This window comes from Streptomyces sp. (assembly GCF_036524955.1).
Classification (GTDB): Bacteria; Actinomycetota; Actinomycetes; order Streptomycetales; family Streptomycetaceae; genus Actinacidiphila.
On sequence record NZ_DATDBG010000258.1, the window covers coordinates 1 to 5,523 of the forward strand.

7 protein-coding genes are annotated in these 5,523 nt (G+C 70.7%); all 7 read right to left on the bottom strand.

Going from position 1 to position 5,523, the window contains the following annotated elements; translation table 11 throughout:
- Window positions 1-558, bottom strand: a 558-nt coding sequence (locus tag VIW71_RS20360; protein ID WP_331623844.1) for an ABC transporter ATP-binding protein, incomplete at its 3' end; no start/stop codon positions are given.
- The gene (locus tag VIW71_RS20365) at window positions 545-1,474 is read right to left on the bottom strand and encodes an ABC transporter permease (protein ID WP_331623845.1); all 930 of its coding nucleotides are present in this window, start codon (window positions 1,472-1,474) and stop codon (window positions 545-547) included. The genes VIW71_RS20365 and VIW71_RS20360, both read right to left, overlap by 14 nt.
- 81 nt (window positions 1,475-1,555) lie before the next feature.
- Window positions 1,556-2,428: a glycosyltransferase family 2 protein gene (locus VIW71_RS20370; protein WP_331623851.1), complete on the bottom strand. Its 873-nt coding sequence runs from the start codon at window positions 2,426-2,428 to the stop codon at window positions 1,556-1,558.
- Between the two features lie 29 nt (window positions 2,429-2,457).
- Window positions 2,458-3,243, bottom strand: coding sequence for a CDP-alcohol phosphatidyltransferase family protein (locus tag VIW71_RS20375; RefSeq protein WP_331623847.1), 786 nt, complete (start codon window positions 3,241-3,243; stop codon window positions 2,458-2,460).
- Window positions 3,221-4,282 carry an iron-containing alcohol dehydrogenase family protein gene (locus VIW71_RS20380; RefSeq protein WP_331623848.1) on the bottom strand — a complete coding sequence of 354 codons (1,062 nt, stop codon included), beginning with the start codon at window positions 4,280-4,282 and terminating at the stop codon, window positions 3,221-3,223. The genes VIW71_RS20375 and VIW71_RS20380 overlap by 23 nt, the downstream gene beginning before the upstream one ends.
- Complete coding sequence (locus VIW71_RS20385) at window positions 4,270-5,022, bottom strand: phosphocholine cytidylyltransferase family protein (RefSeq protein WP_331623849.1); 753 nt, start codon at window positions 5,020-5,022, stop codon at window positions 4,270-4,272. The genes VIW71_RS20380 and VIW71_RS20385 overlap by 13 nt, the downstream gene beginning before the upstream one ends.
- A partial coding sequence (locus VIW71_RS20390; protein ID WP_331623850.1) for a DUF5941 domain-containing protein occupies window positions 5,019-5,523 on the bottom strand: 505 nt, incomplete at its 5' end. The genes VIW71_RS20385 and VIW71_RS20390, both read right to left, overlap by 4 nt.

Sequence of the window (5,523 nt, forward strand, 5' to 3'; positions counted from 1 at the left end):
GATCGAGAAGCGCAGCCGGGCGGCCATACCGGAGGAGTACGTACGCATCGGCAACGAGATGAAGTCGCCCTTCTCGTTGATCCCGGAGAAGTCCACGATGCCCTGGTACCGCTCGCGGACCTCCTCCTGCGACATGCCCATCGCCAGACCGCCGAGGATCACGTTGCGCTCACCGGTCAGATCGTTCATCAGCGCCGCGTTGACGCCCAGCAGCGAGGGCTGGCCGTCGGTGTAGATCCTGCCGCGCTCCGGGGGGAGGAGACCGGCGACGGCCCGCAGGATCGTGGACTTGCCCGAGCCGTTGGAGCCGATGATGCCGATCGCCTCGCCGCGGTACGCGGTGAAGGTGACGCCCTTGACCGCGTGCACCCGGCGGACGTTCGGCGAGCCCTTGCGCATCAGCAGCCGGGACAGCGCGGCGGTCGCGGTGCCCCGGCCGGTGCCGGCGCCGTGCACCGTGTAGACGATGTGCACGTCGTCCACGACGACGGTGGGGACGCGGGCCGCGGTCGCCGCGGGGGGCCTGACGGCGGTCTGCTGCTGCTCAGCCACGGCCATAGAGTTCCTCCGCCTTCCAGAAGTACACGTAGCCACCGATGCCTGCCAGCAGCGCCCAGCCCACCGCTATCGCCCACACGTGCGGCGGCAGCTGCGAGGAGGTGACGCTGTCGATCAGCGCGAACCGCATCAGGTCGATGTAGACCGCCGCGGGATTGAGGTCGAGCAGGACGCGCACGTAGTGCGGAGCGGTGTCGGTGAGCTGGTCGATGCTGTACATGACGCCGGAGGTGTACATCCAGGTGCGCAGGATGAACGGCATCAGCTGCGCCAGGTCGGTCATCTTGCTGCCGAGCCGCGCCACGGCCAGGGCCAGGCCGGTGTTGAACACCCACTGGGTGAGCAGCGCCGGGACGGCCAGCAGCCAGGAGGGGCCGGGCACCTCGCCGGTCATCAGGACGATGGCGACGAGCACGATCATCGACATCAGCAACTGCTGGAGCTGCATCAGCGTGAAGGCGATCGGCATCGAGGCGCGCGGGAAGTGCAGCGCCCGGATCAGACCGAGGTTGCCGGCCACCGCACGCACGCCGCTGAGTACCGAGGACTGCGTGAAGGTGAAGATGAAGATGCCGGTGACCAGGAAGGCCACGAAGTTGTCGATGCCCTTGCTGGTACCGATGAGCAGGCCGAAGATCAGGTAGTAGACGGCCGCGTTCAGCAGCGGCGTCATGACCTGCCAGAGCTGGCCGAGGCGGGCCTGGGTGTACTGGGCCTGGGTGCGCGCCTTGGCGAACTCGTTGATGAAATGCCGGCGGCCCCACAGTTGCCGGGTGTATTCCACCAGGCCGGGGCGGGCGCCGCTGACGGAGAGACCGTACTTGGCGGCAAGCTGGGCGGGGCTCAGGCCGTCATCGGCCGGGGGTGCCGGTGGGGGACCGACGGCGACCGCACCATCGTGCGTTGTCTCGCTCACTGTTGACACTTTCGTCCTCAAGGTGCGCGCCGGGGCAGGGGGATTCCCGAGCTGCGCCTGATGCTCTCAGGTCCGAGCTTGTCAGATGATCGGGGGTCGGCCCAGCCGGGTCAACCGCCACACCGTCCGCCACCGCATCGGCCGCCGCTCGCCGCACGGTGTCACCCAGCCCTCGCGGAAACCGCCGAGCCAGGCCCGCAGCGCCCCCCGGGACGGCCGGCGGGCCACGGTGATCCCGAACCACACGGCGACATAGGCCGGGACCAGTGGCCAGGGCAGATTGCGGCGGGCCAGCCACACCCGGTTACGGGCCACCATCCGGTGGTAGACCGCGTGCCGGGAGGGCGAGGTGGCCGGGTGGTGCAGGAGAAGATCGGAGCGGTAGTCGATCTTCCAGCCCGCGTCAAGAGCTCGCCAGGCCAGATCCGTCTCCTCATGGGCGTAGAAGAACTCGGCGGGCAGCGGGCCCACCTGCTGGAAGACCCGGGTGCGGATGGCGCAGGCCCCGCCGAGGAAGGTGGTCACCCGGGAGCTGCGCAGCGGGTCGGAGGCACGCAGCCGGGGTACGTGGCGGCGCTGGGTGACGCCGGTGTCCGGGTCGGCGATCCGGAAGCTGATCACGCCGAGCCGCGGATCGGCCTCGAACGCCTCCCTGACCAGTTCACCGGTGTCCTGGCAGGGCAGCACCCCGTCGTCGTCGAGGAACATCACCACGTCGACGTCGCTGCCGCCGGGCCCGAACAGTTCGACGCCGACGTTGCGACCGCCGGGGATGCCCAGGTTCTCCGGCAGCTCGGCGGTGCGCAGCCCGTCCGCCAGCGGCGGCAGCGGTGAACCGTTGCCGACCACGGCCACCTCGATCGCCGGACCGTGCTGCTTGGCGACCGAGTCCAGCAGGTCCTGCAGCTCCGAGGGGCGGTTGCCCAGGGTGATGACCACCGCGCCGACCTTCAACGGCGTCCTCGTGCCGGCCGACCGCCTCCTCATGCCAGCCTGCTCGACGCGAGGATGCTGACCAGGTGGAGCAGCGTCTGGAGGACGGCGACGGCGGCGAGCACCACGACCGCGATCCGGGTGAACAGCAGGTCGCCGTGGAGGAAGTCGGCGACCGCCGCGGCCAGCATCAGCAGTGACGCCTCGACGCCGCCGACCAGCCGGTGGAACTTCAGCGCGGACGCGAACCGGCGGGCCAGCGCCATCCCGGACGAGCGCGGCACGTTCGAGGACTCCGCCGCCGCGGGCAGGCCCCGGCGGGTCCTGGCCACGTCGACCAGGTCGGTCTCGGCCTTGATCAGGATCGCGCCGAGCGCGGCGAGAGTGCCCAGGAACGCCCACTGCCACTGGGTGGCCGTACCGTCCCGATGGAACAGATCGGCGGCCCGGAGGCCGAAACCCACCAGCAGCGCCGCCTCCGACAGGTAGTGCCCGACCCGGTCGAGGTAGACGCCCACCGTGGAGGTCTGCTGCCGCCAGCGGGCCAGCTCGCCGTCCACGCAGTCCAGCAGCAGGTAGAGCTGGATCAGCAGCGCCCCGAGGATGCCGCCGGCCAGCCCGGGGACGAGCAGGGCGGCGCCGGCCGCCACCCCCGCGACGATCATCAGATACGTGTACTGGTTGGGGCTGAGCGGGGAGTCGGTCAGCAGCCGCGTGCAGCGCAGCGAGATCTCCCGCATGTACAGGCGCCCGGCCCAGTGCTCGCCGTTCTTCCGGTCCTTGATCCCGCCGGGGTGGACGACCGGGCGCAGTTCAGCTACTGATGGTTTTGGCATAGTCGGCGTATGCGTCCCTGATCTCGGTGGCGGAGAGGTCCAGGTGTTCCAGGATCGTGTAACGCCCGGGCCGGGTCTGCGGCGCGTACCGCACCGCCTCGACGAACTCCGGTTCCGTGAAACCGATCTCCCCGGGTAGTACGGGCAGTCCGTGGTGGCGCAGCGCCTCGGCGATCACGCCGGCGTCCTCGTACGCCCCGCGCAGGTGCATCGCGAACGCGGCGCCGAGGCCGACCTGCTCACCGTGGGCGGCGGCGCGCTGCGGGTAGAGCAGGTCGAAGGCGTGGCTGATCTCGTGGCAGGCGCCGGATGACGGGCGGGTGTCGCCGCTGATCGACATGGCGATACCGGAGAGCACCAGGCCCTCGGACAGAGTGGTGAGGAACGCGTCGTCGCCGATGCCGCCGGGGTGCCGCAGCACCGCCTCACCGGCGCTGCGGGCCATCGCGGCGGCCAGGCCGTCGATCGGCTCGCCGGTCTCGCGGTGGGACAGCTCCCAGTCGGCGATGGCGGAGATGTTGGAGACCGCGTCGCCGATGCCGGCCCGGACGTAGCGCGCCGGGGCGTCGCGGATCACGTCGAGGTCGATGACGAGCGCGATCGGGGTGGGGACGCCGTACGATCCGCGGCCGTTGTCGTTGTCCAGGGTGGAGACCGGCGAGCAGATGCCGTCGTGCGAGAGGTTGGTGGCGACCGCGACCATGGGCAGTCCGACGCGGGCGGCGGCGTACTTGGTCACGTCGATGATCTTGCCGCCGCCCAGGCCCACGACCGCGTCGTACCGCTTGCCGCGCATGGCGTCCGCGAGGGTGACGGCCGCGTCGATGGTGCCGCCGTCGACCGGATACCACTCCGCGCCGGGGAGTTCGGGGGCCAGCCGTTCGCGCAGCCTGGCACCGGAGCCGTCACTGACCGCGACGGCGAGCTTCCCCGAGGTGGAGATCCGCTGGTCGGCGAGGACCTTGGAGAGGTCGGCGAGCGCCCCGGCGTTGATGTCGACGACGACCGGGGAAGGGATCAGCCGGGTCAGTACTGGCATGCGATCTCCTTTCCCTTGGCGAGATCGTCGTGGTTGTCGATCTCGACCCAGGCGACCTCGCCGATCGGGGCCACGTCGATGGTGAAGCCGCGGTCGACCAGTTCCTGGTAGCCGTCCTCGTAGTACAGGTCGGGGTCGCGTTCGAAGGTGGTCCGGAGCGCGTCGGCGAGTTCGGCGGCGGCCCCGCTCTCGATGAGGGTGACGCCGATGTACTCGCCGGTGGCCTCGGCCGGATCCATCAGCTTGGTGATCCGGCGCACGCCCTTGCCCGGTTCCGCGACGACCTTCATCTCCTCGTCGGCCAGCTTCTTGGCGGTGTCCAGGGCGAGGATGATCTTCCGGCCGTCGCCGCGGGCGGCGAGCAGCGTCCGCTCCACCGAGACCGGGTGCACGGTGTCGCCGTTGGCCAGAATCACACCGTGTTCTATGACGTCCCGGGCGCACCACAGGGAGTAGGCGTTGTTCCACTCCTCGGCCCTGTCGTTGTCGATCAGGGTGAGGGTGAGGCCGTACTTCGCCTCCAGCGCCGCCTTGCGCGCGTACACCGCCTCCTTGCGGTACCCGACGACGACCGCGACCTCGGTGAGCCCGACCTCGGCGAAGTTCCGCAGGGTCAGGTCGAGCACCGTGAGGCTGTCCTCGGCTCCCGCGGGACCGACCGGCACCAGCGCCTTGGGCAGGGTGTCGGTGTAGGGACGCAGACGCCGTCCGGCGCCGGCCGCCAGCACGAGGCCGATCATGCGGGTTCTCCTGTTTCGTCGTGTACGGCGGGAGCCCCGGAGGACACCCAGAAGCGGATGCTCTCGGTGAGGACCAGCAGCGCGAGTACGGCGGCGAGCACCGTCAGCGCGACCGTGAATCCCGTGTGGTGCGCGAGAGCGGTCGCGAGGACGGCCACCAGCAGCGCCCGGCCCTCGTGCCCGCCGGCCGCCCGCACCAGGGCCCGCGGTGGCGCCCCGGTGCCGCCGCGGATGCGGTACACCGTGTCGTAGTGATGGTAGGCGACAGCGGCCACCAGACCGAAAGCGGCGGGCAACGCTCCGTTCACCTGGGAGACGCCTGCGAGGGCGAGTACGGTTCCGTACTCGCCCGCCCTGAACAGCGGTGGGACGAGCCAGTCCAGGCTCCCTTTCAGCGGCCGGGCGACGGCGAGCGCGGAGGTCGCGGCGTATACGACCGCGGCCGGTACCACCCACCGGCTCCCGGGCGGCGCGAGGGCCGCGGTGGCGGTCAGCGCTCCC

Excerpts from the sequence above, each read along its gene's own strand:
- VIW71_RS20375 (WP_331623847.1), bottom strand. The coding sequence starts at position 3,243 with ATGCCAAAACCATCAGTAGCTGAACTGCGCCCGGTCGTCCACCCCGGC.
- VIW71_RS20380 (WP_331623848.1), bottom strand. The coding sequence starts at position 4,282 with ATGCCAGTACTGACCCGGCTGATCCCTTCCCCGGTCGTCGTCGACATC.
- VIW71_RS20385 (WP_331623849.1), bottom strand. The coding sequence starts at position 5,022 with ATGATCGGCCTCGTGCTGGCGGCCGGCGCCGGACGGCGTCTGCGTCCC.